This is a genomic window from Stenotrophomonas sp. STEN033, assembly GCF_056856655.1.
On the sequence record NZ_JBXFWM010000070.1, the window covers coordinates 1 to 24912 of the forward strand.

At 63.6% G+C, this 24912-nt stretch carries 25 protein-coding genes; 14 read left to right on the forward strand and 11 right to left on the reverse strand.

All coding sequences use genetic code 11. The features are described from left to right. Positions 1-130: 130 nt before the first annotated feature. The gene (gene rpsP, locus AC1VXC_RS17930) at positions 131-391 is read right to left on the reverse strand and encodes a 30S ribosomal protein S16 (RefSeq protein WP_232149769.1); all 261 of its coding nucleotides are present in this window, start codon (positions 389-391) and stop codon (positions 131-133) included. A gap of 285 nt (positions 392-676) precedes the next feature. Here rpsP and AC1VXC_RS17935 point away from each other — a divergent pair, with 285 nt between their 5' ends. Then, positions 677-889, forward strand: a complete 213-nt coding sequence (locus AC1VXC_RS17935; RefSeq protein WP_313493820.1) for a ParD-like family protein — start codon at positions 677-679, stop codon at positions 887-889. Then, positions 886-1677 carry a type I methionyl aminopeptidase gene (gene map / locus AC1VXC_RS17940; protein ID WP_481539635.1) on the forward strand — a complete coding sequence of 264 codons (792 nt, stop codon included), beginning with the start codon at positions 886-888 and terminating at the stop codon, positions 1675-1677. Before AC1VXC_RS17935 ends, map begins: the two co-directional genes overlap by 4 nt. 205 nt (positions 1678-1882) lie before the next feature. Here map and AC1VXC_RS17945 read toward each other — a convergent pair whose 3' ends face one another. Then, positions 1883-3976: a M13 family metallopeptidase gene (locus AC1VXC_RS17945; protein WP_481539634.1), complete on the reverse strand. Its 2094-nt coding sequence runs from the start codon at positions 3974-3976 to the stop codon at positions 1883-1885. Positions 3977-4248: 272 nt separating this feature from the next. On the opposite strand from AC1VXC_RS17945, the gene AC1VXC_RS17950 reads away from it, so the two are divergent. After that, positions 4249-6714: a mechanosensitive ion channel family protein gene (locus AC1VXC_RS17950; RefSeq protein ID WP_481539633.1), complete on the forward strand. Its 2466-nt coding sequence runs from the start codon at positions 4249-4251 to the stop codon at positions 6712-6714. Between the two features lie 59 nt (positions 6715-6773). On the opposite strand, the gene AC1VXC_RS17955 is transcribed toward AC1VXC_RS17950, so the two are convergent. From AC1VXC_RS17955 to arsH, 3 genes are all read right to left on the reverse strand, one after another. Then, positions 6774-7877, reverse strand: a complete 1104-nt coding sequence (locus tag AC1VXC_RS17955; RefSeq protein ID WP_313170769.1) for an MFS transporter — start codon at positions 7875-7877, stop codon at positions 6774-6776. A gap of 87 nt (positions 7878-7964) precedes the next feature. After that, positions 7965-8753 carry a DeoR/GlpR family DNA-binding transcription regulator gene (locus AC1VXC_RS17960; protein ID WP_481539632.1) on the reverse strand — a complete coding sequence of 263 codons (789 nt, stop codon included), beginning with the start codon at positions 8751-8753 and terminating at the stop codon, positions 7965-7967. A gap of 310 nt (positions 8754-9063) precedes the next feature. Then, positions 9064-9789, reverse strand: coding sequence for an arsenical resistance protein ArsH (arsH, locus tag AC1VXC_RS17965; RefSeq protein ID WP_481539631.1), 726 nt, complete (start codon positions 9787-9789; stop codon positions 9064-9066). Positions 9790-9827: 38 nt separating this feature from the next. Here arsH and AC1VXC_RS17970 point away from each other — a divergent pair, with 38 nt between their 5' ends. From AC1VXC_RS17970 to arsB, 3 genes are all read left to right on the forward strand, one after another. After that, complete coding sequence (locus AC1VXC_RS17970) at positions 9828-10157, forward strand: ArsR/SmtB family transcription factor (RefSeq protein ID WP_313170556.1); 330 nt, start codon at positions 9828-9830, stop codon at positions 10155-10157. A gap of 73 nt (positions 10158-10230) precedes the next feature. Then, on the forward strand, positions 10231-10743 hold the full coding sequence (locus AC1VXC_RS17975) for an arsenate reductase ArsC (RefSeq protein ID WP_481539630.1): 513 nt from the start codon (positions 10231-10233) through the stop codon (positions 10741-10743). Positions 10744-10760: 17 nt separating this feature from the next. Then, the gene (gene arsB / locus AC1VXC_RS17980; RefSeq protein ID WP_313170767.1) at positions 10761-11801 is read left to right on the forward strand and encodes an ACR3 family arsenite efflux transporter; all 1041 of its coding nucleotides are present in this window, start codon (positions 10761-10763) and stop codon (positions 11799-11801) included. Between the two features lie 52 nt (positions 11802-11853). Here arsB and AC1VXC_RS17985 read toward each other — a convergent pair whose 3' ends face one another. Beyond that, positions 11854-13068 carry an MFS transporter gene (locus AC1VXC_RS17985; protein ID WP_313493830.1) on the reverse strand — a complete coding sequence of 405 codons (1215 nt, stop codon included), beginning with the start codon at positions 13066-13068 and terminating at the stop codon, positions 11854-11856. A 31-nt stretch (positions 13069-13099) separates the two neighbouring features. Here AC1VXC_RS17985 and AC1VXC_RS17990 point away from each other — a divergent pair, with 31 nt between their 5' ends. Beyond that, the gene (locus tag AC1VXC_RS17990; RefSeq protein WP_313170550.1) at positions 13100-13939 is read left to right on the forward strand and encodes an AraC family transcriptional regulator; all 840 of its coding nucleotides are present in this window, start codon (positions 13100-13102) and stop codon (positions 13937-13939) included. Between the two features lie 53 nt (positions 13940-13992). Here the strand turns inward: AC1VXC_RS17990 and AC1VXC_RS17995 are convergent, their stop codons facing one another. Continuing rightward, complete coding sequence (locus AC1VXC_RS17995) at positions 13993-14685, reverse strand: alpha/beta hydrolase (RefSeq protein WP_313493833.1); 693 nt, start codon at positions 14683-14685, stop codon at positions 13993-13995. 392 nt (positions 14686-15077) lie between these two features. On the opposite strand from AC1VXC_RS17995, the gene AC1VXC_RS18000 reads away from it, so the two are divergent. Further along, complete coding sequence (locus tag AC1VXC_RS18000; protein WP_313170546.1) at positions 15078-15440, forward strand: roadblock/LC7 domain-containing protein; 363 nt, start codon at positions 15078-15080, stop codon at positions 15438-15440. A 50-nt stretch (positions 15441-15490) separates the two neighbouring features. On the opposite strand, the gene AC1VXC_RS18005 is transcribed toward AC1VXC_RS18000, so the two are convergent. Continuing rightward, the gene (locus AC1VXC_RS18005) at positions 15491-15655 is read right to left on the reverse strand and encodes a hypothetical protein (protein WP_313170544.1); all 165 of its coding nucleotides are present in this window, start codon (positions 15653-15655) and stop codon (positions 15491-15493) included. 133 nt (positions 15656-15788) lie between these two features. Beyond that, positions 15789-16694 (reverse strand): alpha/beta hydrolase, encoded by a 906-nt coding sequence (locus AC1VXC_RS18010; RefSeq protein WP_481539852.1) that lies wholly within the window; start codon positions 16692-16694, stop codon positions 15789-15791. A 261-nt stretch (positions 16695-16955) separates the two neighbouring features. On the opposite strand from AC1VXC_RS18010, the gene AC1VXC_RS18015 reads away from it, so the two are divergent. Beyond that, a complete protein-coding gene (locus AC1VXC_RS18015) occupies positions 16956-17357 on the forward strand; it encodes a helix-turn-helix domain-containing protein (protein ID WP_481539851.1) in 402 nt (133 codons plus the stop codon). Between the two features lie 246 nt (positions 17358-17603). Here AC1VXC_RS18015 and gpmA read toward each other — a convergent pair whose 3' ends face one another. After that, entirely contained in the window at positions 17604-18353 is a 750-nt protein-coding gene (gene gpmA, locus AC1VXC_RS18020) for a 2,3-diphosphoglycerate-dependent phosphoglycerate mutase (RefSeq protein WP_293707913.1), read from the reverse strand. Between the two features lie 403 nt (positions 18354-18756). Between gpmA and AC1VXC_RS18025 the strand changes: the two genes are divergently transcribed. The 3 genes from AC1VXC_RS18025 to AC1VXC_RS18035 all read left to right on the forward strand — a co-directional run bounded on the left by AC1VXC_RS18025 (position 18757) and on the right by AC1VXC_RS18035 (position 21244). Continuing rightward, complete coding sequence (locus tag AC1VXC_RS18025; RefSeq protein WP_313170540.1) at positions 18757-19617, forward strand: pirin family protein; 861 nt, start codon at positions 18757-18759, stop codon at positions 19615-19617. Between the two features lie 200 nt (positions 19618-19817). Then, positions 19818-20537, forward strand: coding sequence for an aquaporin Z (aqpZ, locus tag AC1VXC_RS18030; RefSeq protein ID WP_313170538.1), 720 nt, complete (start codon positions 19818-19820; stop codon positions 20535-20537). Between the two features lie 245 nt (positions 20538-20782). After that, positions 20783-21244, forward strand: a complete 462-nt coding sequence (locus tag AC1VXC_RS18035) for a hypothetical protein (RefSeq protein ID WP_313170537.1) — start codon at positions 20783-20785, stop codon at positions 21242-21244. Positions 21245-21335: 91 nt separating this feature from the next. On the opposite strand, the gene AC1VXC_RS18040 is transcribed toward AC1VXC_RS18035, so the two are convergent. Further along, positions 21336-22187 (reverse strand): pirin family protein, encoded by an 852-nt coding sequence (locus AC1VXC_RS18040; RefSeq protein ID WP_481539850.1) that lies wholly within the window; start codon positions 22185-22187, stop codon positions 21336-21338. A gap of 237 nt (positions 22188-22424) precedes the next feature. Between AC1VXC_RS18040 and AC1VXC_RS18045 the strand changes: the two genes are divergently transcribed. Further along, complete coding sequence (locus tag AC1VXC_RS18045; RefSeq protein WP_481539849.1) at positions 22425-24491, forward strand: carbon starvation CstA family protein; 2067 nt, start codon at positions 22425-22427, stop codon at positions 24489-24491. Beyond that, complete coding sequence (locus tag AC1VXC_RS18050; RefSeq protein WP_057626620.1) at positions 24491-24715, forward strand: YbdD/YjiX family protein; 225 nt, start codon at positions 24491-24493, stop codon at positions 24713-24715. The genes AC1VXC_RS18045 and AC1VXC_RS18050 overlap by 1 nt, the downstream gene beginning before the upstream one ends. Positions 24716-24912: the final 197 nt, after the last annotated feature.

Consider the following 24912-nt stretch of genomic DNA (forward strand, 5'->3'; position numbering starts at 1 on the left):
GCGTCGCTGACCTCATGTGTTATCCGCCCGCCAACACCACACGCCCGCCCACTGCTGCCCGGTTTGTGCGGCCGGTCTTATTTTTTCATATTTTCCCGGGCGGGCGGGGATTGGGGGCGCCCCGCCAGGATCAGGCCGCGGTGGCCTGGGCCTTGGTCGCTTCCTTGTACAGGTTGCGAACCTTGTCGGTCAGCTGAGCGCCGTTGGCAACCCACTTGTCGACAGCGGCGATGTCCAGCACAACGCGCTGTTCAGCGCCCTGGGCAACCGGGTTGTAGTAGCCGACGCGCTCGATGTTGCGGCCGTCGCGGGCGCTACGGACGTCGGTGACGATGATGTGGTAGAACGGACGCTTCTTGGCGCCGCCGCGGGTCAGTCGAATCTTGACCATGGTGGTGTTTTCCTATGTTGCCCAGTCGCCAGGATGGCGCGGTAAGCCGGCGATTATAGCGACCACTCCTGCTCATTCCAACCCCGGCCCTGACAGAAAACCTGAACGCCCCGGAGCTTCAACTGGCGGCAGGCCAGCGCAGCAGTCCAGACCTTTACAGCCGATCGCCAACTACCCGCCTCCTTTGCTTGGCAGGCGCCACCGCCCGGCCTTTCTTGTGTTCCGCCCAGCGCAAGAATAATATGATTCGTATATGGATCATATATTCAACCAACGGAGCGACCAATGGGCATCGTGAACATCGACGACGAACTGCACGACAACCTGCGCAAGGCCAGCACCGTGTCTGGCCGCTCCATCAACGCCCAGGCCGGGTTCTGGATCAGGATCGGCATGCTCTGCGAACTGAATCCGCAGCTGAGTTTCCAGGAGCTGGTGGCGCGCGAACTCGCGGCTGCCGGGGTAAGCCCCGTAAGCATGCGGGTGGCGGAGACATGATCAAGCAACCGCATGAACTGGTATTGATGGCCGAATCCGGGCGCCTTCTGGCATCAGTATTCGAAGCACTGAACCAGCTGCCGCTGGAAGGCATGAGCACACTGCAGGTGAACGACTGGGTCGAGCGCTTCATCGTCGACCGTTTGCAGGCACGGCCGGCCAGCAAGGGCCAGTATGGCTTCGCCTATGTGCTCAACAGCTCCATCGATACCGTTGTCTGCCACGGTGTGCCGTCATCGAAGGACATCCTCCGCAATGGCAGCATCGTCAACCTGGACATCACCCTGGAGAAGAACGGTTACATCGCCGATTCCAGCCGCATGTACCTGATCGGCGAGGTAAGCCATCAAGCCAAACGCCTGGTACGCGTCACCAACGAGGCCATGTGGAAAGGCATCGCTGCGGTACGTCCCGGCGCGACCCTGGGCGATATTGGCTTTGCGATCAACCGCCACGCCAGGGACGCCGGCTATTCGGTGGTGAAGGAATACTGCGGCCACGGCATTGGACGCGAAATGCACGAAGAGCCGCAGGTGCTGCATTACGGGCATCGTGGCGCCGGACTGGAACTGCAGGCCGGCATGACCTTCACCATCGAGCCGATGATCAACCAGGGCCGCGCGGCGATCGACAACCACGACGATGGTTGGACCGTGACCACGCGCGATGGAAAGCTGTCGGCGCAGTGCGAGCATACCGTCGAGGTGACGGAAACCGGCGTGCGCGTACTGACCCTGCGCGATGAGGAACGCGCCATCGCACAGAAGCTGCTGGGCGCCGTCGCGTAGAACGCGCTTTTGTAGGAGCGGCGTAAGCCGCGAAGCTGATGTTGCTGAAGCTGCTGGCAAACGTGCAACCTGATGGTGTCTCTGCTTCGCGGCTTACACCGCTCCCACAAAGGCCGGTCTCTCGCCGTCAATGTATTCCAGCCAAAAAGAAGGCCCGGCATTGCCGGGCCTTCTTCATTCACAGATTGTGATCAAACACCCGCAATCACCAGATCACCACCCGCTTGTCGTCGGCACGCACCATCGCATCGCCGGCCTTGCACTGGAACGCGGCGGCATAGGACGGCATGTTCGACGGTGCACCATTGGCGCGGAAGTTGGCCGGTGCGTGCGGATCGGTGTTCAGGCGCACGCGCAGCTCGCCATCGGTGAAGTTGCGGCGCCACACGGTGGCCCAGTTCATGAAGAAGCGCTGGTCCTGGGTATAGCCATCAACCGGTACGTTGAGCTTCTCGTCTTCCTTCAGCGCCATCTGCAGCGCGTCATAGGCAACGGTCAGGCCGCCGAGGTCACCAATGTTCTCGCCCAGGGTCAGCTTGCCCTTGACGTTGACGCCCGGCAGCGATTCATAGCCGTCGAACTGCGCCACCAACTGGTCGGTGCGGCTGTTGAACGCGGTGCGATCAGCATCGGTCCACCAGTTGTCGAAGTTGCCGTTGGCGGCGAACTGGCTGCCCGAGTCGTCATAGCCGTGCATCATTTCGTGGCCGATGACTGCACCGATACCGCCGTAGTTGAGCGCCGGATCAGCCTTGGCGTCGAAGAACGGCGGCTGCAGGATGGCGGCCGGGAACACGATCTCGTTCTTGGTCGCGTTGTAATAGGCATTCACCGTTTGCGGGGTCATACCCCACTCGGTCTTGTCCACCGGCTTGCCAATCTTGGCCAGCATGTAGCGGTAGTTGAACGCCTGCGCGGCCTGCATATTGCCCAGGTAGCTGTCGCTGTTGGTGGTCAGGCCGGAGAAATCACGCCACTTGTCCGGGTAACCGATCTTCGGGGTGAAGCTGGCCCACTTCTCCAGCGCCTTCTTCTTGGTGTCTGCACCCATCCACGGCAGGCCTTCCAGACGCGCCTTCAGCGCGACCGACAGGTTCTCCACCAGGTGCTGCATCGCCACCTTCGATTCGGCCGGGAACACCGCGTCCACGTACAGCTGGCCCAGCGCCTCGCCCATCGAGCCATTCACCGAATCCAGCACGCGCTTCCAGCGCGGCTGCATTTCCTGCTGGCCGCGCAGGGTCTTGCTGAAAAAGTCGAAGTTGGCCTGCTCGAAGTTCTTGCTCAGGTACGGTGCGGCGTTGTCCACGGTGTGGAAACGCAGGTAGGCCTGCCAGGTGGTCGCCGGCACGTCGGCCAGCATGGTGTTCAGCTCGTTGAAGAAGCCCGGCTGGGCCAGCGAGAACTTTTCCTTGGCCGGGACCTGCAAGGTGTCGAACAGCGCGCTCCAGCTGAAGTTCGGGGTCTGCTTGTCGGCATCGGCGGCGCTGACCGGGTTGTAGCGCTTGGCCGGGTCACGCAGTTCAATGCGCGACAGCGAGGCCTTGGCCAGACGGGTTTCGAAATCCATCACCGCCTTGGCCTGCTGCTTGGCCTGCGCGGGATCGACGCCGGACAGGGTCAGCAGTTGCTCGATATAGGCCACATAGGCCTCGCGGATCTTGGCCTGCGATTCGTCGAAGTAGTAGCCCTTCTCCGGCAAACCCAGGCCGCCCTGGCCGACGTAGGCGATGACATTGGCCGAGTCCTTGAAGTCCGGGCTGGCGTACAGCGAGAACAGGAAGCCATTGCCCTGCGCATAGGCATCACGCAGGTAGCCGGTGATGGCGGCGCTGTCGTTCAGCGCGGCAATCTTGTCCAGCTCCGGCTGCAGCGGCTTGATGCCGGCGGCCTCGATGGCCGCCTCGTCCGAGCCGGTCTTCCAGATGTCGCCGATCTTGGCTTCGTTGGAGCCGGCTGCGGCCTTGCCAGCGGCAGCCTGCTGGACCAGCGCGTGCTGCACTTCCAGCGAGCGCTCACGCAGGATCTCGAAGCTGCCCCACGTGGTCTGGTCGCCCGGCACCGGATTGGCCTTGAGCCACTTGCTGTTGACGAAGCCGTTGAGGTCGGCACAGGCCTGCACGGCCGGATCGAGATCGGCAGCGTTGAGCGAGATCAGCTGGGTCTTCAGCTGCGACTGGTCGAACGCGGCCTTGGCTTCGGCAGCCGGCGTGGCAGGCGCTTCGGTCTTGCCGCAGGCGGCGAGAGAGGCGGCGATTGCAACCGTCAGGGACAACGGGACGAGCTTGGAAAACGACATGTACATCTCCGGCCAAACAGGGAAAGGCCGCACAAGGTGGCGCGGCGCAACCTTGGAGGGTAAAGGATCAGCACGTGTCGCGGGACCCGCCGAAGGTCACGCTCGCCTCCCCATGCGCCGGCAATGTCGACGGACGCCAGCGCTGCAACGCCGGCAGCGCACAGGTCAATGCAGCCAGCGCGCGCTCCCGGGCGTCTGCCACTCCACCCAAACCGCCCCTGTGCGACACTGCCGCGACGCGGACAAGAGCGTCCACCCCTCGGGAATCGCCCATGCATTGGCTACGCGCAGCTGTGCTCTGTTTCGCCGTGGCCTGCTGCCATGTCGCCCACGCGCAGGCAGGCTCGCCGCCTGACCCTGCCACAGCGCCGACCGCTGCGCAGCCGAAACCAAACACCCCGGAACCCATCGACAGCGCGCTGATCGTGATCCGTGCCGATACCGACGAGCGTCTTGCCATCTCCGCGATCGATCGCGCCGGCCAGCTCGATCCCACCGCCGCACTGGGCCCAGGCCTGGAAGCGATCACCCGCTCGGTGGACCAACGCAGGCAAGCCTTGTCACCAACGCAACTGCGCAGGGTCCCGATCATTCGCCTGGAGAGCCTTGACCGACACTGGCAGTTCGACGACAAGCGCTTTGCACGCTGGCGTGATGCCCTGCAGACCGCTACCGAGCCGTATGCCGCGGACGCCGCAGAGCTGGCACGGCGCCGCGCCAGTTGGCAGCTCACCCGTGAACACCCCAGCGATATCCCGCCGGTGCTGCTGAGCCGCATCGATGCGCTGATCACACTGCTCACCCGAGCCGAGCAGGCACTTGCTGTACCGCTTTCCCGGCAAATGGAATTGAGCGCGCGCGCCAATGCCCTGGAGACCCGGCTGCAATCCGGCCACGCCGCTGTCACCGATGCCATTGGCTACCTTGACCACCAATTGCTGCAGATAGATTCGCCACCGCTATGGCGAGCTGATGCAAGCTCTCCTGATCAGCCCGCAGCAGCCAGCGACGCCCTTGCCTCCGGCCTGCAGATCGAACTGGAGTTCAGCCGCGCCTACGTGAGCGAGCACCGGCGCACACAGTTCCTGTTCCACGGGATCCAGATACTGCTGATCCCACTATTGCTATGGGGCTGGCATTACCATCGGCGGACGCCCGCCAACGGCAACCTTGAAGCTGCCGCACAACGCGTACTGGCCCGGCCCGTATCCACCTGGCTGCTGCTGTCGACCATGGTGATGCTGGCGATCGAGCCCGACGCCCCCTTGCTGACGTTGCAGATAGGCATGCTCTTCGCGCTGATCCCCGTGCTGCGACTGCTGCCGCCGGGCAGCCGGCGATTGCTGGGCTACTGGCCCTTGGTCGCATCATTGCTGTACCTGCTTGGTGGCCTGGGCATCTTCTTCCTGTCCAGCAATGTCGCATTCCGCTACTACACACTGGCGCTGACCATCGTCGCGATGCTGCTGACCGGACTGATGCAATGGCAGGCTTGCCGCAGCGGCCACGCCAGTACCACCGGGCGCACGGGGCAGGCCTTGCGCATGGCGGCATGGGCTGCACAGGCCTTGTTCGCCGTTTCCCTTGCAGCCAACGTTGTCGGCAACCTCACGCTGGCGGAGATGCTGACCAGCGCGATCATCGACAGCGCCTACTTTGGCCTGCTGCTCTACGTCGGCATCGCCGTGCTGTTGAGCCTGCTGCACCTGCTGCTGAGCCGGCCCAGCCTGGCACGCTATCGGCTTACCCGTGATCATGCGCCGCCGCTGTTGGCGCTGCTTGGCCGGCTGGGCATATTCGCCGCGGTCATCGGCTGGGTGGTCTATGCGATGGACAGCTTCCGCATCCTGCGGCCGACCTATGCCTTGCTGAGCAGGCTGCTCTCGCATGAATTCTCCATTGGTGAATTCAGCTTGTCACTCGGCCACGTGCTGGCCTTCATCGCGGCAATCACCATTGCCTTCTGGGCCGCGCGGATAACCCGCTTGCTGCTGCAGGATGTGCTTCAGCACGGCGCCAACATGTCACGTGGCATCGGCAACAGCATCGCCTCGCTTGCCTCGTATGCGGTACTGATGCTCGGCGTGATCATCGCCTTGTCGGCCGCAGGCTTCAAAGGCAGCCAGCTGGCGCTGCTGTTCGGCGCGTTGGGCGTCGGCATTGGTTTTGGTTTGCAGAACGTGGTCAACAACTTCGTTTCCGGCCTGATCCTCATGTTCGAGCGGCCGATCCAACCCGGCGACGTGGTGGAGGTCGGCCCCATCAACGGCCGGGTGCGCGACATCGGCATGCGCTCCACCCGCATCAAGACCTTCGATGGTGCCGATGTGGTGGTACCCAACGGCACCCTGCTGTCCGAGCCGCTGGTCAACTGGACCCTGCTCGACCGCAACCGGCGCATTGAGGTGAATGTCGGCGTTGCCTATGGCAGTGACCCACAGCAGGTTCTGGCACTGCTTTCCAATTGCGCCAGACAAACCAGCGGTATCGCCAACGAGCCGGCCATCGCCGCGCTGTTCGTTGGCTTCGGCGCCAGTTCGCTTGATTTCAGTGTTCGCGCCTGGACCCGCGACTACGACAACTGGCTCAACATCCGCAGCGAGCTCATCACCCGCATCCACGCAGCATTGCAGGAAGCCGGGATCGAAATCCCTTACCCGCAGCAGGATGTGCATGTACGCAGCTTGCCGACGGCGGCGACGCAGCCATCAACCGAACCACCGCCAGCGACTGCTTGAAAATGGCGATGACCAGAAGTACCAACGCAGGCCCCAGTTATCCGACAAAGCAGCCTTGCTCAGCGTACCCGCAGCATCGAACCAACTACCGCAACAAGCGCAAGCGACGCCGCAGCCATCAGGAATGCAGACGGCAGCGACCACTGCTGGGCAACGAAACCGATTGCCGCCGGGCCCAGCAGCACGCCCGCGTACCCCATCGTGGTGACGGCTGGAATGGCCACGCTCTCCGGCATGCGGGTCTGCCGCCCGGCAAGGCTGAACATCACCGGCACGATATTGGCGCAACCAATGCCAACCAGCGCGTAGCCCAGCAGCGCTACAGCGAAGCTTGGCACCAGGGTGGCCAACACGAAGCCTGCACATGCGAGCAGCCCCCCGAGCAGCACGGCCATGCTCGGCCCAAGCTGGTTCACCAGCCGGTCGCCGAACAGCCGCGCGGCAGTCATGGCGATGTTGAAGGCGACAAAGCCCCAGCCAGCATGGGCCAACTCAATGCCGCGCACGTCATGCAGGAACACCGCGCTCCAATCCAGCATCGAGCCTTCGGCCAGAAAGCTGATGAAGCACACCGCACCAATCACGATCACCACGCCACGCGGCAGGGCGAAGCTGCTTCCCCCTTGCTCGGCACGTTCACTGCGCCACCAGCGCGATGACAATGCCGTGATCGCGACAACGCCGGCAGCCACCACCAAAGTGGACAACACGGCACCGGCGCCAATCGACAACAGCAAGGTCGCCAAGGCTGCGCCAGACAGCGCCCCAATGCTGTAGAAGGCATGGAAGCCCGACATCATCGCGCGGCCGGATTCGCGCTCCACCACCACCGCCTGCATGTTCATCACGCAGTCCATGGCACCGATGCCGGCACCGAACACCAGCAGTACGGCACCGATGGTCAGCGGCGTGGATGCAAGTGCCAGCAAGGGCAGCATCAGCACCATCATCAATACGGTAGCCAGCATCACCTTCCGGCAACCATGGCGCGCGGCCAGCATGCCTGCCAGCGGCATGGACAACAGCGAGCCCAAGCCCAGGCACAGCAGCAACACCCCCAGCAATGCGTCATCAAGACCAGCGCGGGCCTTGGCAAACGGCACCAGCGGTGCCCAGCATGCAATCGCGAAGCCGGGAACGAAGAAGGCTGCGCGCGTGGCCATCTGCTGGCTGCGCTGTAGTCCTGTTGGATGCGTCACTTGTTGTTCCTTGTTGTTTCCATTGCCGGTGCGCGCGATCAAGCCACTGCATCAGTCTTTTGCGACGACAACCCGGTGCAGCCGCTGGGCGAAGGGGGCCAGCCGTTCCTGCATTTCCGTGCCGACGCGGTCGCTGATCAGCAGTTGATCAACCTGCTCGATACCGGCGATGCGGAAACTGCCACGCGCGCCAAGCTTCTCGTTGCCGGCGACGATCAGCGTGGTAGCGCTGACCTGCAGCATCGCCTGCTTGAACGCACATTCCTCTGCATTGATGCCCCAGATGCCGGTCTCAGGATCGACCGCGCAGATACCGGGGATGCAGACATCGGCCTGCAGTTCGGCCAGCTGCTGCAAGGCAATGGAGCCGATGGCGCCGCCACTGCGCGGATCGATCCTGCCACCGATCATCACCACCTCGGCGGCCTGCGCACCAGACAAGGCATCGGCAACGGCCGGTGAATTGGTGACCGCGGTCAAAGCCGTGCCCCGCAGCGCGCGGGCGATAGCGACATTGGTGGAACCGGCATCCATCAGCACCACCTGCCCTGGCAACAGCAGCGAGGCGGCGTGGGCGGCCAGGGCACTGCGCTCCGGATCATCCCGCCCCACCCGTTCGGGCAACGCGTCGAACTGCGGCGTCGGCAGCAACGCCCCGCCATACACCCGCCGACACAGGCCTTTGGCGGCCATCTCACGCAGATCACGGCGGATGGAATCCTCGGAAACCGCGAACGCCAGTGCCAGCTCATTGGCCACCACCCGGCCCTGCTTGCGGAGCAAGTCGAGGATGCGTTGCTGGCGCTCCTGCGGCAGCGCGTCGGGGTCCGGGGCAGTCATGTGATGGCGTTCTGCAGCGATGTGGATCTGGCTGGGAATAAGCCCAAGCGGCATCGGGATCGCCGTGGGGCGCGAATGGATCCCTCAACCAAATAATGCACAAACACTACAAAACGTGCAACATCGTGCACACATGGAAGAGCGCATGCATCCCAAACCGGCACATGCGCCTCCACCTCTTGCGCTGATGCACAACCAGATCACGAGCCACTGCATGCGTGATCGGACGATTCGGGTACAAACGCAAGGACTGTCCCTCCCCAGCCCTCCCCTGCGCGCAGCGAAAGAGAGGGGGGCAGGTCGCGGCAACTCAGGGCGCGCTGGCTTCAACCACCCCCGCCGCGCGCGCCAGTTGGGCGGCTTCGGCTGCCCCCTTGCGCTCGCTGTAGCGGCTGACCAGGTAATCGCTGCGCCCGCGCACCATCATGGTGAACTTCATCAGCTCTTCCATCACGTCGACCACCCGGTCGTAGTACGGCGAGGGCCGCATGCGCCCGTGTTCATCAAATTCCTGCCAGGCCTTGGGTACCGAGGATTGGTTGGGGATGGTGACCATGCGCATCCAACGGCCAAGCACGCGCAGGGTGTTGACCACATTGAAGGACTGCGAGCCTCCGCACACCTGCATCACCGCCAGGGTCCTCCCCTGGGCAGGACGCACGCTGCCATCTTCCAGCGGCAGCCAGTCGATCTGGTTCTTGAACACCCCCGTCAGCGTGCCGTGCCGCTCCGGCGATACCCATACCTGCCCTTCCGACCAAAGGGAAAGCGCCCGCAACTCCTGCACCTTTGGATGCTCCCTGCCACAACTATCGAGCAGCGGCAGATCGTGCGGATCGAACAAGCGGGTTTCCGCGCCCAGTTGCTGCAGCACGCGTTCGGCTTCCAACGCCAGTTTGCGGCTGAACGATTGCGGCCGCAGCGAGCCGTAAAGCAACAGGATGCGCGGCCGGTGCGTGCACGATTCGGCACCCAACAGGTCGGCCTGCAGGTCCGGGAGCAGTTGGGGATCGATGTTCGGGAGTGGATCAGACATGGCTTGCTCGCTCTTATTCATTCGACTATTCTAGAAATATGGAAATGAATCAGGCAATAGCCGGCCTCACCGCGCTCGGCCACGCGACCCGTCTTGCCGCCTTTCGCCTGCTGGTGGAGGCCGGCCCGCAAGGACGCATGGCCGGCGACATTGCCGCGGCGCTGTCCGTGCCCAATGCGACGCTGTCCTTCCATCTCAAGGAACTGGTGCAAGCCGGACTGGTACAGAGCGAGAACCTCGGCCGCAATGTCTGTTACCGGGCCAACTACCCGGCCATGAATGCCTTGCTGGCGTACCTCACGGAGAACTGCTGCGCGGGCTCGCCCGACCCGAACTGCAACACCACGCAGGCCAAGACCTGCTGCTGAACCCACCCGCCGGCATGCGCGCAAACCGCGCCGCCTGCCTGCTCAAATCACTTGTCTGCACCGAGCCATCGCCATGACCCGCAACGTCCTCTTCCTGTGCACCGGCAACAGTGCCCGCAGCGTGCTTGCCGAAGCCAGCTTGCGGGCCTGGGGCGGCCACCGGTTTGCTGCCTTCAGTGCGGGCAGCCAACCCACGGGCACGGTCAACCCATTCGCGATCGCGCAACTGCAATCCGAAGGTTTCGCCAGCGACGGCCTACGCAGCAAATCCTGGGACGAATTCACCGTTGCCGATGCCCCACGCCTGCATCTGGTCGTTACGGTCTGCGACGCCGCAGCCGCCGAAACCTGCCCGGTGGTGTTTGGCGACTTCGTGCGCACGCACTGGGGGCAACCGGATCCGGCTGCGGTTGCAGGCGATGACGCGGCCAAGCGTACCGCATTCGCACGGGCACACCGCATCATCAAAGCGCGCCTGCGGGCGCTGCTTGCCCTGCCCCCTACCGTATGGGATGACCGTCAGTCACTGCAGTCCGCACTGGATGCCATCGGCGTGATGGCAGCCGACGATGGGGACACGCGGTGACCGGACAAGTCGTGCGCATGGGCCTGTTCGAGCGCTACCTCAGCGTCTGGGTGGCCTTGTGCATCCTCGCCGGCACCCTGCTTGGCCATCTCTTCCCGGCGGCATTCGCGCGGCTCGGCGGCATGGAACTGGCCAAGGTCAACCTGCCGGTGGCCGTACTGGTGTGGCTGATGATCATTCCGATGCTGCTGAAGGTCGATTTCGGGGCGATGCGCCAGGTGGGCCAGCACTGGCGCGGCATCGGCGTCACCGTGTTCATCAACTGGGCGGTGAAGCCCTTCTCGATGGCACTGCTGGGCGGCGTGTTCCTGCGCCACCTGTTTGCGGCGTGGTTGCCAGCCGAGCAGATTGATTCGTATATGGCCGGCCTGATCCTGCTGGCTGCCGCGCCTTGCACCGCAATGGTGTTCGTGTGGAGCAACCTGTGCCGTGGCGATGCCAACTTCACCTTGAGCCAGGTGGCCTTGAACGACGCCATCATGGTGCTGGCGTTCGCCCCGTTGGTGGCGCTGTTGCTGGGCATTTCGGCAATCAACGTGCCCTGGGCAACGCTGGTGTTCTCGGTGGCGCTGTATATCCTGCTGCCGGTCGCAATTGCCGTGCTGCTACGCCGATGGCTGCTGCGCAGTGGCGGGCAGGCGCGTCTGGATAGCGTGCTGGAACGGCTGGGGCCGCTGTCATTGACTGCCTTGCTGGCCACGCTGTTGCTGCTGTTTGGCTTCCAGGGCAGGCAGATCATTGAACAGCCGCTGATCATCGCCCTGCTCGCCGTGCCGATCCTGCTGCAGGTCTATTTCAATGCAGGTCTGGCCTATCTGCTCAACCGCAAGCTGGGTGTGGCCCATTGCGTCGCCGGCCCTTCCGCGCTGATTGGTGCCAGCAACTTCTTCGAGTTGGCGGTGGCTACCGCCGTCAGCCTGTTCGGTGTGCATTCCGGTGCAGCCCTGGCCACCGTGGTCGGCGTGCTGATCGAAGTGCCGGTGATGCTTTCCGTGGTGTACCTCGTCAACCGCAGCCAACACTGGTACCAAGCCGCGCAGAACCGAGCGGCACCCTGAAGTTCCCAGGGCAACAACGCCCGGCCACGGCCGGGCGTTGCATATCCACACCTCAGCGCGCGCGCGGGTTGGGCAGAAAGGCGGCGACGATGCCCAGCAGCGGCAGGAACGAGATCACCTTGTAGACCCAGAGAATGCTGGTGTGGTCGGCGAGCACGCCCAGCACCGCGGCACCCAACCCACCCATGCCGAAGGCGAAGCCGAAGAACAGGCCGGACACCGTGCCGATGCGGTTGGGCATCAACTCCTGTGCATAGACCAGGATGGCCGAGAACGCCGAGGACAACACAAAGCCGATGACCATCGTCAGGATCATGGTCCATTGCAGGTCTGCGTACGGCAGGATCAGGGCGAACGGTGCCACACCCAGGATCGAGGCCCAGATCACCGGCTTGCGACCAATGCGGTCACCCAACGGCCCGCCAAGCAGAGTGCCAGCCGCCGACGCCGCGAGGAAACCGAACAGGTGCAACTGCGCGCTCTGTACCGACACGTGGAACTTCTGGATCAGATAGAAGGTGTAGTAGCTGCTCAAGCCAGCGATGTAGAAGTACTTGCTGAAGATCAGCACCAGCAGGATGCCGATCACCCAGGCCACGGTTTTCGGCGGCAACAGATTGGCCGGCTTGGCCGCGGCCTTGGGCTGCGCGGCCACGGCCAGCAGATGCTGCTGGTACCAACGGCTGACGTAGGTCAGCAAGCCAATGCCCAACAGCGCCGCACAGGCAAACCAGGCCACGCTGCGCTGCCCATTCGGCACGATCACCGCCGCAGCCAGCAGCGGGCCCACCGCAGTGCCGGCGTTGCCTCCAAGCTGGAACACCGACTGCGACAGGCCATGGCGACCACCGGAAGCCAGCCGCGCGATGCGCGAGGATTCCGGATGGAAGATCGCCGAGCCGATGCCGACCAACATCGCCGCCACCAGCACCGTCACGAAGTTCGGCGCGAACGCCAGCAGCAACAGGCCACACAAGGTGGACAACATGCCCATCGGCAGCGAATACGGCGCCGGCCGCTTGTCGGTGCGCAGGCCGATCAAGGGCTGGAACAGCGACGCGGTGAGCTGGTAGGTCAGCGTGATCAGGCCCACCTGGGCGAAGCTCAGGTGGAACTGGCCCTTGAAGATCGGGTACAGCGCCAGGATCAGCGACTGCATCATGTCGTTGACCAGGTGCGAACTGCTGATCGCCGCAAGCACGCCCACCGCGACCGGGCGACGCTGAGGGGACGGAGCAGCACTGATATCGGAAGCGGTGGACGACATGGGATGGCCATGAAACCGAGGGGAGGCCGGCATGGTAGATTCCCCCTCGCCGCCCATCCTGCGCGATATGGTCATGCATCTTCTTGAAAAGGACACCAGCAACCGTAAAGGCCGGCGCTTGCCGCTGCCGGCCGGCCCCAACACGGCGGTGTATTGCAAGGCCCGCGACTACGCGGCCACCACGCTGATCCCGCTGCACCACCACCCGGACCGCCACCAGTTGGTGTACGCGGAAACCGGCGTGCTGGTGGTACGCGCGGGCATGGGCCGCTGGGTGGTGCCGAGCACACGTGCAATCTGGATGCCGGCCGGTGTCGGCCACCAGGTACATTGCATCGGTGCGGTACAGATGCGCAGCCTGTACATCCTGCCGCACTGCATGCCGCAGGCACCGGCAACGCCATCGGCGGTCTCGATCACGCCCTTGCTGGCCGCGCTGATACGCGCCGCCGCGCAGATCGCCCCTTCCTATGCCGAAGACTCCCGCGATGGCCGCCTGATGCGCCTGATCCTGGACGAAGTGCAGACCTTGCCGGTCCTGCCACTGCATCTGCCCGAACCGCGAGACCCGCGCCTGCGCCAGATCGGTCGGCGGCTGGAGCGGCATCCCGACGATGCGTCCACCCTGCAGGACTGGGCCGCGCGCCTGCAGGTGGACGTGAAAACCATCCAGCGCCTGTGCGCGCGCGAGCTGGGCATGACCTTCGGCCAATGGCGGCAACAGGCGCGGTTGCTGCGTGCCCTGGAACAATTGGCAGTTGGCGAGAAGGTCATCGACGTGGCCTTGGCGCTGGGCTACGAGAGTCCCAGCGCTTTCGCCACGATGTTCAAGCGCCGCTTTGGACTGACACCGAGCCAGTTCTTCCGCTAAGACCGTCGCCCTGCCGACTGCCAGGATGCAGCCACACTTGCCGGCGCATCTCTTCAGCCGGCTGTAGCTGCCGCAGCCTCATCGATCAAGGCCGCAACCTCCGCCGGATGCGATGCCAATGACGCATGCCCGGCCTCCAGGGTGATCACCTTGCGCGCATTGAGGCGGGCGGACATGGCCTGCTGATTCTCCGGTGCGATCATCCGGTCCTGGCTGGATATCTGGTACCAGCTCGGCTTGTGCCTCCAGGCGGGGTCACTGACGGCGTCACCGAAGGTGCTGGCCAAGGGCGCCTTCTGTGTCACCGCCATGACGAAACCCTGTTCTTCGGGCAGGTCCTGACAGAAACTCTCGTGGAATTTGTCGGCCTTCAACCACAGGTAACCATCACTGTCAGGCGCCAGGTTCGGGGCCGCGGCGGGAAGATGTTGCTGGGTGATGCCGCCGGGGCTTTCACCGGCATCCGGAGCAAACGCGGCAATGAACACCAGCGCTGTCACATTGGCCTGGTTACCTGCCTGGCTGATCACCGCGCCGCCGTAGGAATGCCCTGCCAGGATCACCGGTCCCTCGATCTGCGCCACCATCTTGCGGGTGCGTTCGGCGTCATCGGCCAACGAAGTAAGCGGATTTTCAACCGCACGGATATCCTGGTAACCCAGCCGCCTGAGTTCCAGTATCACCTGCGCCCAATGCGCGGCCCCGCCCCAGAAACCATGTACCAGAACCACTGCCGGCTTGTTCATGACGTGTGCTCCTGCTGATTGTGATGGCCAATGGTGGAAAGGCACCCTCCCCTGTCTGCATGGGCACGCGTCCGTTGAGGGCCATTCTGCGACTTGCCCGTAAACTGGCCGTGACGGTTCCATTGCCGCTTTCCGCAGCGGGTGGACGCCATGCTGACAGGCGTGCCAACAGCCTCCATCCAGTGCGAGATGAAGGCCTCCTGCGCGCACTGCCGCGCGCATTGACCGCGCTATCCAACACCTGCCGCCGTAACAGGACGCGCTGTTGCGGGCCGCATACCTGATTGGTTCGCATACGCTCAACTGTTTTCGTTATGCTGCGCGGCCGCTCGCCCTGGCAGGACCGGTGCGGGCTTTGCTTTTGTAGAAATCGTTACTTCATTGGATGAGAAATGGCTGCAAACGTAAAACTTGATGCTTTGAGCGAAATTGCGGGTTTCATCGGCGCCGCACTGGTGGACAGCGACAGCGGCATGGCGCTGGGCACCCTGGGTGGCGGCTCCATCAATATGGAGGTCGCCGCTGCCGGCAACGCGGATGTCGTGCGCGCCAAGCGCCGCGTAGCCAGTTCACTGGGCCTGAGCGACGTGGTGGAAGACATCCTGCTCACCCTGTCCAAGCAGTACCACCTGATCCGCCCGCTGGACGGCAGCAAGGATCTGTTCCTGTACGTCGTGCTCGACCGCACCCACGCCAACCTGGCAATGGCGCGGCATGAACTGAAGTCCTTCGAGAAGACTCTGGATTTCAAGTAAGCCGCAACGGATCACCTTGCTGCACGAGAGCCCGGCGTAATGCCGGGCTTTTACGTTGTGCGGCTACGCAGGTTCTGGTCGTGCGCGTGTCGGTGCATGCGCTCACCCGGCGCGTACCAGCTGACCCGTGCAGCCAGGTGCTCGCCGCTGAACACCCGGCGTCGGCTTGGGCCCTGCGCGGCATCGATCCGATGCGTGGTTGGCGGCGAGGACATGGCGTGGCGCGGGTGGCAGGGATTGAACGCAGTCTAGCCAAGCCGCAGGTCGGCACACCTGCCGTTGGTCGTGGTAGCGCAAGCCCGGCCCGGCCGCTGTGCGTGCCGGGCCCGACCCTGGGGATTGGGCGACTCAGCCCTTTGGCGCGGACAGCAGGTACTTCAAACCATGCATGAAGCCACGCGGCGCGACACTGAGATGGTCCTCGTCATTGAGCACGTCCAGCTTCAGCTCCAGTGACTGGCCGCCACGCGCGCCCAGCAGACCGATCATGCGCTGCGCATCCACCACCATGTCGGCATCGCCGCCGTGCTGCATCGACTCATACTCGCCGACATACATATAGGCCCGCACCGGGAGCTCGGCGGGCTTGCCTGCCGCGGCCAGTCGACGCTCCATCTCGTGCTTGTCGAACCAGTACGACGGGCTGCCGAGGATGTAGCCATTGAACAATTGCGGGCGTTCCAGCAGCACCTGCGTCCCCAGCAAGGCACCGTAGGAATGGCCGAGGAACATGCGCCGGCTTTCGTCACTGCGGAAGCGCTTGGCCACGAAGGGCAGCACCTGCGTTTCCAGGTAGCTGATGTAGTCGCTGGCGCCACCGTGCACGGCATCGGCCGGCGATCCACTCGGGCCCCTGGTGGTTGGCGTGTAATCGCGGCGGCGGCTCTGCATGCCGCCCTCGCCCTTGGCATAGGACAGGCCGACCAGGATGAAATCCTCGATCTTGCGGCCTTCGATATTCAAACGCCGCGCCATCTGCCAGACCAGCGGGAAAGCATAGTCGGCATCGGTGACGTACAGCACCGGGTAGCGCTTGTCCGGGTTGTCGGCGTAGCCGGCCGGCAAGGCCACGAACACCTGGTAGTCGCGACCACTGACCGGATCCGGCACGTCCCAGACCTCACTGCCCAGCACTTCATAAGGGTTGCCTTCGCCACGCTGCGCGCTTGCTGCTGCAGGCTTTGCGGCAGCCGCTTCCGGTGTGGCGTTGGGCGCAGCTTGGTGAGCACCACTACAGGCGCTCAGCGCCACCATTGCCACTACCGACATCATCCATTTGCTCAAGCAGACACTCCAGTCATCGTGATCAATGCCCGATGATGGCATGGCACAGCCCCATCCGAAGACTGTCCCTCTCAACTGCATGCGCGCGGAGGAGCAGTTCTGCCGGCACCTTGGAAGCACGCAAGCCGTTGATTCCTTTGGGACGACACACTGCTGTCGGCTTTCTGTCGTGTTGTCGAGCGCTGTTGTCCGGCAGCCTCGCAGCTCAGCTAACATCGGCAGGAGCGCGGCATGGAAGATGAAACAGTGAAGATCGACGGAAAGCGGATCAAGCAACTGCGCGAAGCCCGCGGCTGGTCGCAGGAACACCTGGCCAGCATCTGCGGTTTGAGCCCGCGCACGGTGCAACGACTGGAAACCGAAGGCAACGCCTCGGTTGAGTCACGGATGGCGGTTGCGGCTGCGCTGGAGGTTGCGGCGGGGGACCTCCTCGATACTGGCGAATCCATCGCCAGCCCGGCAGCCAGGGCTGCGGCGATCAGTCCAGCTGACCGGATGAAGATCGGCCTGTGGATCGCCAGCCTGGTCCTGGTAGCGCTCATGTTCCAGCTGGTCGTCGGGCTCAGCTTGGGCAAACAGGCTGCCGAACGCGACAACCGGGTATGCCAAGCCGACCCGGCGTGCCGTCGCTGATCCGCAACGCTACTCCCAGGCATCACTCACACGACGCTAAGCCGGATCTTATTGTGGGAGCGGCGTCAGCCGCGAAGCAGGGAGATCATCAGATGACAGCTGGGCCGGCGATTCAAGCGTTGCCAGCTTCGCGGCTTACGCCGCTCCTACAAACAAACAAAAAGACCGATGCCAGCATGTTGGCATCGATCTTTGAGTGATTCACCGCTGGAGCAGGCAACAGCGGTGCCACTCCCGGCGAATCGCTTACTTGGCCTTACCCTGGTTGGCCACGGCCTCGGCGGCCTTCTTGGCGGCTTCCGGATCGCCCAGGTAACGGAACGACTTGACGGTAAGGTCATCGTTCAATTCGAACAGCAACGGAATGCCGGTCGGGATGTTGAGCTCGAGGATTTCTTCCTTGCTCACGTTGTTGAGGTACTTGTACAGCGCGCGCAGCGAATTCCCGTGGGCAGTGACCAGCACGGTCTTGCCGTCCTTCAGCTGCGGGGCGATGGCGTCGTGCCAGTACGGCAGCACGCGGTCCAGCGTGGTGGCCAGCGATTCGGTGGCCGGCAGCGCATTGCGATCCAGGCCGGCATAACGACGGTCGTGGATCGGGTGGCCCGGATCGGCCAGCTCCATCGGCGGCGGCGGGATGTCGTAGGAACGACGCCACACCTTGACCTGCTCCTCGCCGTGCTTGGCGGCGGTCTCGGCCTTGTCCAGGCCTTGCAGGCCACCGTAGTGGCGCTCGTTCAAGCGCCAGGACTTGTTGACCGGCAGCCAATCCTGGCCCAGTTCGGCCAATGCACCCTGCAGGGTGTGGATGGCGCGCTTGAGCACCGAGGTGTGGGCCACGTCGAACTGCAGGCCTTCTTCCTTCATCAGCCGGCCGGCGGTGGCAGCCTCCTGGCGGCCCTGCTCGGTCAGGTCCACGTCCACCCAGCCGGTGAAGCGGTTGTCGAGGTTCCACTGGCTCTGGCCATGGCGCAACAGCACGAGTTTGCGGGTCACTGCGGAGGTCTCCGGATGGGGAAGTGAGGCGGCGATTGTAGCCCCTTCGCGATGGAATCCGTTCTTTGCAGGAGGTTTTGGTATGGGCACTGCGTAGCTGTGGGGAGAGGGGTTTTGTTCTCTTGCTCTGAACTCTCAGGAAGAGCAGGAGCAGAAGCTCACCCCTCCCCAACCCTCCCCTTGCCTTCGGCAAAGGGAGGGGGCCAAAGCCCAGGTTGCGCGGAGGGCAGCCGCTTCGCCCCCTCCCTTTCGCGCAGCGAAGGGGAGGGTTGGGGAGGGGTAACGCTTCCAGCTTTTCCACCCTTCCCACCAAAACAACAATCCATTCCCCGCACGGTAACCCCCTCTTCGCTCCAGCCATGCCATCCTGCCCGCACCTTCAAGCAATCCGGAGCAGCCCGCCATGACCACCATCATCAGCCCGCGCGTCCATGACCTTGGCGGCTTCCAGGTCCGCCGCGCCGTGCCTACCCTGCAGGCGCGCAGCGTGGGCTCGTTCGTGTTCGTGGACCATATGGGTCCGGCCATCTTCAGTCCCGGCCAGGGCATCGACGTGCGCCCGCATCCGCATATCGGCCTGGCCACGGTGACCTTCCTGTGGGCCGGGCAGATCGGCCACCGCGACACCTTGGGTTCGGAGCAGATCATCCGCCCCGGCGACGTCAACTGGATGACCGCAGGCAGGGGCATCGCCCACTCCGAGCGCAGCCCCACCGAGGCGCGCGAACACGCGCAGGCGCTGCACGGCATGCAGACCTGGGTGGCGCTGCCCAAGAGCCATGAGGAAACCGATCCCGGCTTCTTCCACTTTTCCGCTGACCAGTTGCCACAGCAGCACCGTGATGGTGCCTGGCTGCGGGTCATCGCCGGTCGTGCCTATGGCGAGGAATCGCCGGTCAAGGTCTTCGCTGACACCTTGAACGTCGCCATCGACCTGGAGCCCGGTGCCGAGATCGACCTGGACAACTCCCACGTCGAACGCGCGCTCTACATACTTGAAGGCGATGCCCAGCTGGACGGTGTGGATATCCCCACCCAGCACCTGGTCATTCCCGAAGCGGGTGCACGCGGTCGCTTCCGCGCCAAGACCCCTGTCAAGGCAATGCTGATGGGCGGCGAGCCGCTCGACGGCCCGCGCCACCTGTGGTGGAACTTCGTCTCCAGCTCCAAGGAACGCATCGAGCAGGCCAAGGATGATTGGCAGAATGGTCGCTTCGGCACGATCCCCGGGGACGACAAGGAATTCATCCCCCTACCCGGTTGACACCAATTCCCTCACCGAAGCGTGGACGGCCTTCCCCTGCCCGTCCCCGCTTTTCCGTAACTGGCTATCCGCAAATCACGCATAGGCCTAAAGCACTACAGGGAAAAGCGAGAAATAGTTAACGATTTCCCTACTCATCTTCCCCGCTTCTCCGTTATTTTCCCCACACCCGCACCGGGGAAAACAAAGGGAACATCATCATGAGCATGGGAAAGCGTTTGGCTGCCGAGTTCCTCGGCACCTTCTGGCTGGTATTGGGCGGCTGCGGCAGCGCGGTACTGGCCGCGAAGTTCGGCGGTGACGGCAATCCGCTGGGTATTGGCTTTGTCGGTGTTGCCCTGGCCTTCGGCCTGACCGTACTGACCGGTGCCTATGCGTTCGGCCACATCTCCGGCGCACACTTCAACCCGGCGGTGAGCATCGGCCTGTGGGCCGGTGGTCGCTTCCCGGCCAAGGACCTGCTGCCCTATATCGTTGCCCAGGTGCTGGGCGGCATCCTGGCAGCCTTCATCCTGCTGCAGATTGCCCAAGGCAATGCCAGCTTCCTGATTGATGGCAGCCAGCCAGGTGCATTTGCCAGCAACGGCTATGGGGCACTGTCGCCGGGTGGCTACACCGTTGCGGCTGCCTTCCTGTGCGAAGTGGTGCTGACCGCGGTGTTCCTGATCGTCATCATGGGTGCCACCCACGGTCGCGCCCCGGCCGGCTTCGCGCCGATCGCCATTGGCCTGGCCCTGACCCTGATCCACCTGATCAGCATCCCGGTCACCAATACCTCGGTGAACCCGGCCCGCTCCACCGCCGTCGCCCTGTTCGCCGGCTCCGGCGCAATCAGCCAGTTGTGGCTGTTCTGGGTGGCACCGATCCTCGGTGCGGCCATCGGCGGCCTGGCCTACAAGTGGATCGGTAGCGACAAGTAAGCCATTGAATTGGTTTCAGTCGTTAGCATTTCGCCAAAACGGCCCCTTACAAGGGGCCGTTTTTCATGGGTCCAAATACTTTTTGCAAGTGACGGGGATTTTGTAATACCGTCGCAACCTGGCTGGCGCGCATGGGGATGCACGTACCGAGGGAGGGATACCACCCACCAGCCAGTACTGCCTTCAGAACCATCCACACGTTTCTTGTCGTGCCGTTGAGCCGATGTTCCTTGGGGGAATGCGAAGTGAAGACTGTCCTTGTTTTTTCCGCTGCGCTGGCGCTTGCCGCCAGCACCCACGCTTCCGCCCAGCAGGCCGTGCAGTGCCCATCACTGCCAGCCAGCAGTGGCCTGCATTGGGAGCAACAGACACAAAGCGATTTCATCGTCTGCAAAGCCACCACCGAAGATGGCCGTGCAGTGCTCAACATGATGCTGAGCGGGCGTGATCCCGGCCTGGTCTTGAACCGCCCCTTGCGCGCGGAGAAAGGCGAGTTCGGCGGCGAGACGATGCATTGGTACAAGTTGGACATGGGCGGCCGTGACCTGCCCGGTCTGGAGTCGCGTCGCATCAGCGTGGTCAAGCTGGACAAGAACCGTTATGCGCAGATCTGGATCGATGCCGCCGATACCACTGAGTTGGGCACGCTGCAGAGCCTGACCCAGACCTTGAATCTCAACCCCTCCGCGTTGGCCGGCAGCAACTGATCCACAGCGGATACCGGCCCGTTGATAACGGGCCGGTGATGAAGCCCGATTGATACCGGTCCCGTCCTTGCAACGAGGGACCGGTCATCGTTCAGAAGCGCCCTTCCTGGTAGTCGACAAAGGCCTGCATCAATTCTTCGCGGGTGTTCATCACGAACGGCCCGTGCCGCGCTACCGGCTCACGCAGCGGACGCCCGGCAACCAGGATCAAGCGCGCACCTTCGGCGTCGGCACGCATCTGCAGCCGGCTGCCCTCATCCAGCACCGCCAGTTGCTGCAGTTCCACCGTGCGCGCACTCTCGCCCTCGCCCAGCACTGCACTGCCTTCGAACACATAGGCGAAGGCGTTGTGACCTTCCGGCAAGCGGTAGCTCCAGGCGCTACCCGGGCTCAAGCTGATATCCAGATAGACGGGATCGGTGGCTGGCTGCTGGATCGGACCGGTGATCGCATCGACCGTACCGGCGATTAGCTTCACGCGAACGCCTTCGGCCGGCGCCAACTGCGGGATGCGCTCGGGCGCAAATTCCTGATAGCGCGGATCGCGCATCTTGTCGCGCGCCGGCAGGTTCACCCACAGCTGGAAGCCGCGCATGCGACCGGACTCCTGCTCGGGCATCTCCGAATGCACCAGACCGCGACCAGCCGTCATCCATTGAACACTGCCGGGTGTCAGCAAACCCTCGTTGCCGTGGTTGTCCTTGTGACGCATGCGGCCATCAAGCATGTAGGTCACCGTTTCGAAACCGCGATGCGGGTGGTCGGGGAAACCGGCGATGTAATCCTCGGCCCGGTCCGTGCCGAACTCGTCCAACATCAGAAACGGATCCAGCTCCGGCAACGATGGCGTGCCGATGACCCGCGTCAGGCGGACGCCAGCACCGTCGGAGGTGGGCATGCCACGGATGCTGCGAATCACCCGGGCGGATTCTTGCTTACTCATGAGGCACCTCCTCGAACATGCGACAGACAATGGCCATCACCGGGCGCCAAGCCAATCGCCACAGCTGCAACCCTTTGTTCCAGCCAAGCCTATCCCCACTGCACAGTCCCGCCCCGCAGTCATGTTCAACAAGACATGGGCCTAAGACCAAAGTCGCATCCGCTTCAGCTGCCATGCACATTGACCCCCGACCTGCATGGGTAGAACCTTGGACACATTCCCCTGCGAGGCGACTCGATGAAAGGTTTTTCAAAAGCCGGATGGGCGCTGCTGTCCCTGATTGGCGCATTCTGTCTAGGCGTCGTGGCGCTACGCCGCGGCGAACACATCAATGCCCTGTGGATCGTGATCGCAGCGGTATCGCTGTATCTGGTGGCCTTCCGCTACTACGGCCTGTTCATCGCCAACAAGGTGCTGGGCGTTGACCCCACCCGCGCCACCCCGGCGGTCATCAACAACGATGGCCTGGATTACGTGCCCACCAACAAGCACGTCTTGTTCGGCCACCACTTCGCCGCCATTGCAGGCGCCGGCCCGCTGGTCGGCCCGGTGCTGGCCGCGCAGATGGGCTACCTGCCCGGCACGCTATGGTTGATTGCCGGCGTGGTGCTGGCCGGCGCGGTGCAGGATTTCATGATCCTGTTCATCTCCAGCCGCCGCAACGGCCGCTCGCTGGGCGACCTGGTGCGCGAGGAAATGGGACAGGTGCCCGGCACCATCGCCTTGTTCGGCGTATTCATGATCATGATCATCATCCTCGCGGTGCTGGCGATGATCGTGGTGAAGGCACTGGAGGGCAGCCCCTGGGGCATGTTCACGGTGATCGCGACAATGCCCATTGCAATCTTCATGGGCATCTACATGCGCTACATCCGCCCGGGCAAGATCGGTGAGATCTCCGTCGTGGGCCTGATTCTGCTGCTGGCAGCGATCTGGTACGGCGGCAAGGTGGCCGCCGACCCGGTGATGGGTCCGATGTTCACCTTCACCGGCATCCAGATCACCTGGATGCTGATCGGCTACGGCTTCGTCGCCGCCGTGCTGCCGGTGTGGCTGCTGCTGGCCCCGCGTGATTACCTGTCCACCTTCCTCAAGATCGGCACGATTGTCGGCCTGGCGATCGGCATCCTGATCGTGATGCCGGAACTGAAGATGCCGGCGCTGACCCAGTTCGCCGACGGCACCGGCCCAGTGTGGAAGGGCAGCATGTTCCCGTTCCTGTTCATCACCATCGCCTGCGGCGCGGTGTCCGGTTTCCATGCGCTGATCAGCTCGGGCACCACCCCCAAGCTGCTGGCCAATGAAGGCCATGCCGCCTACATCGGTTACGGCGGCATGCTGATGGAATCGTTCGTGGCCATCATGGCCATGGTGGCCGCCTCGATCATCGAGCCGGGCATCTACTTCGCCATGAACAGCCCGGCCGCAATCATCGGCACCGATGTGGTGCGCGCGGCCCAGGTCGTCACCAACTGGGGCTTTGCAATCACCCCGGACCAGCTGACTGCCACTGCGGCAGAGATCGGTGAAACCACCATCCTCTCGCGCGCCGGTGGTGCACCCACCCTGGCCGTTGGTATCGCGCAGATCCTGCACGCTGTGCTGCCTGGCGAAGGCATGATGGCGTTCTGGTACCACTTCGCCATCCTGTTCGAAGCCCTGTTCATCCTGACCGCCGTCGATGCCGGCACCCGTTCGGGCCGCTTCATGCTGCAGGACCTGCTGGGCAACTTCGTGCCGGCCCTGCGCCGTACCGATTCGTGGGTGGCCAGCTTCATCGCCACCGGCGGCTGCGTCGCGCTGTGGGGTTACTTCCTGTACCAGGGCGTGACCGATCCGCTGGGCGGCATCAACATGCTGTGGCCGCTGTTCGGCATTGCCAACCAGATGCTGGCTGGCGTGGCGCTGCTGCTGTGCACCGTGGTGCTGTTCAAGATGAAGAAGGACAAGTACGCCTGGGTGCCGCTGGTCCCGGCTATCTGGCTGCTGATCTGCACCACCGCAGCCGGCTTCATCAAGATCTTCTCCGACGTTCCGGCAGTGGGCTTCCTGGCCCAGGCGCACAAGTACCGTGACGCCATTGCCGCTGGCGAACTGCTGGCACCGTCGAAGAACTTCGACCAGATGCACCAGGTCATGGTGAACAACTACATCAACACCGGCCTGACCGCGTTGTTCCTGTTCGTGGTGTTCGCGGTGCTGGTGTACTCGGTGATGACCATCGCCGCTGCACGCCGCTCGCCGGTTCGCACCGACAAGGAAACCCCGTACGTGGCACTGAAGCCGCACGAGGTTGACCTGTAATGGGCACCGAGCTGGTCCCCGTCGGCCAGTACCAGACGTTCCGCCGCACCTGGCGGCGTCTGGTGCAGACCGCGCGGCTTTGCTGCGGCGTACCGGACTACGACAACTATGTCCGGCACATGCGCGAGAAGCATCCCGACCGCGAGGTCATGGACTACAAAACCTTCTTTCGCGAACGCCAGGAAGCCCGCTTCGGCGGCAGGAGCGGCTTCCGCTGCTGCTGAGCCAGCGGAGACAAGCAACAAAGAAAGGCGGCGCCAATGGCGCCGCCTTTTTACTACCTGTAGTGCCGAGCCATGCTCGGCAGAGGCCTTACCGATAACCCCGCACGTAGTGCCGAGCCATGCTCGGCAGAGGCCTTACCGATAACCCCGCACGTAGTGCCGAGCCACGCTCGGCAGCGGCCTTACCGGGAGAGCCC

Coding starts and splice junctions, on each gene's coding strand:
- AC1VXC_RS17970 (WP_313170556.1), top strand. CDS start 9,828: ATGGAAATGAATCAGGCAATAGCCGGCCTCACCGCGCTCGGCCACGCG.
- AC1VXC_RS18025 (WP_313170540.1), top strand. CDS start 18,757: ATGACCACCATCATCAGCCCGCGCGTCCATGACCTTGGCGGCTTCCAG.
- arsH (WP_481539631.1), bottom strand. CDS start 9,789: ATGTCTGATCCACTCCCGAACATCGATCCCCAACTGCTCCCGGACCTG.
- AC1VXC_RS18010 (WP_481539852.1), bottom strand. CDS start 16,694: ATGGTGGCGCTGAGCGCCTGTAGTGGTGCTCACCAAGCTGCGCCCAAC.
- rpsP (WP_232149769.1), bottom strand. CDS start 391: ATGGTCAAGATTCGACTGACCCGCGGCGGCGCCAAGAAGCGTCCGTTC.
- AC1VXC_RS17985 (WP_313493830.1), bottom strand. CDS start 13,068: ATGTCGTCCACCGCTTCCGATATCAGTGCTGCTCCGTCCCCTCAGCGT.
- AC1VXC_RS18050 (WP_057626620.1), top strand. CDS start 24,491: ATGGGCACCGAGCTGGTCCCCGTCGGCCAGTACCAGACGTTCCGCCGC.
- arsB (WP_313170767.1), top strand. CDS start 10,761: ATGGGCCTGTTCGAGCGCTACCTCAGCGTCTGGGTGGCCTTGTGCATC.
- aqpZ (WP_313170538.1), top strand. CDS start 19,818: ATGAGCATGGGAAAGCGTTTGGCTGCCGAGTTCCTCGGCACCTTCTGG.
- AC1VXC_RS17995 (WP_313493833.1), bottom strand. CDS start 14,685: ATGAACAAGCCGGCAGTGGTTCTGGTACATGGTTTCTGGGGCGGGGCC.
- AC1VXC_RS18045 (WP_481539849.1), top strand. CDS start 22,425: ATGAAAGGTTTTTCAAAAGCCGGATGGGCGCTGCTGTCCCTGATTGGC.
- AC1VXC_RS18005 (WP_313170544.1), bottom strand. CDS start 15,655: ATGTCCTCGCCGCCAACCACGCATCGGATCGATGCCGCGCAGGGCCCA.
- AC1VXC_RS17975 (WP_481539630.1), top strand. CDS start 10,231: ATGACCCGCAACGTCCTCTTCCTGTGCACCGGCAACAGTGCCCGCAGC.
- AC1VXC_RS18000 (WP_313170546.1), top strand. CDS start 15,078: ATGGCTGCAAACGTAAAACTTGATGCTTTGAGCGAAATTGCGGGTTTC.
- AC1VXC_RS18040 (WP_481539850.1), bottom strand. CDS start 22,187: ATGAGTAAGCAAGAATCCGCCCGGGTGATTCGCAGCATCCGTGGCATG.
- AC1VXC_RS17990 (WP_313170550.1), top strand. CDS start 13,100: ATGGTAGATTCCCCCTCGCCGCCCATCCTGCGCGATATGGTCATGCAT.
- AC1VXC_RS17945 (WP_481539634.1), bottom strand. CDS start 3,976: ATGTCGTTTTCCAAGCTCGTCCCGTTGTCCCTGACGGTTGCAATCGCC.
- AC1VXC_RS17960 (WP_481539632.1), bottom strand. CDS start 8,753: ATGACTGCCCCGGACCCCGACGCGCTGCCGCAGGAGCGCCAGCAACGC.
- map (WP_481539635.1), top strand. CDS start 886: ATGATCAAGCAACCGCATGAACTGGTATTGATGGCCGAATCCGGGCGC.
- AC1VXC_RS17935 (WP_313493820.1), top strand. CDS start 677: ATGGGCATCGTGAACATCGACGACGAACTGCACGACAACCTGCGCAAG.
- AC1VXC_RS17955 (WP_313170769.1), bottom strand. CDS start 7,877: ATGGCCACGCGCGCAGCCTTCTTCGTTCCCGGCTTCGCGATTGCATGC.
- AC1VXC_RS18015 (WP_481539851.1), top strand. CDS start 16,956: ATGGAAGATGAAACAGTGAAGATCGACGGAAAGCGGATCAAGCAACTG.
- AC1VXC_RS17950 (WP_481539633.1), top strand. CDS start 4,249: ATGCATTGGCTACGCGCAGCTGTGCTCTGTTTCGCCGTGGCCTGCTGC.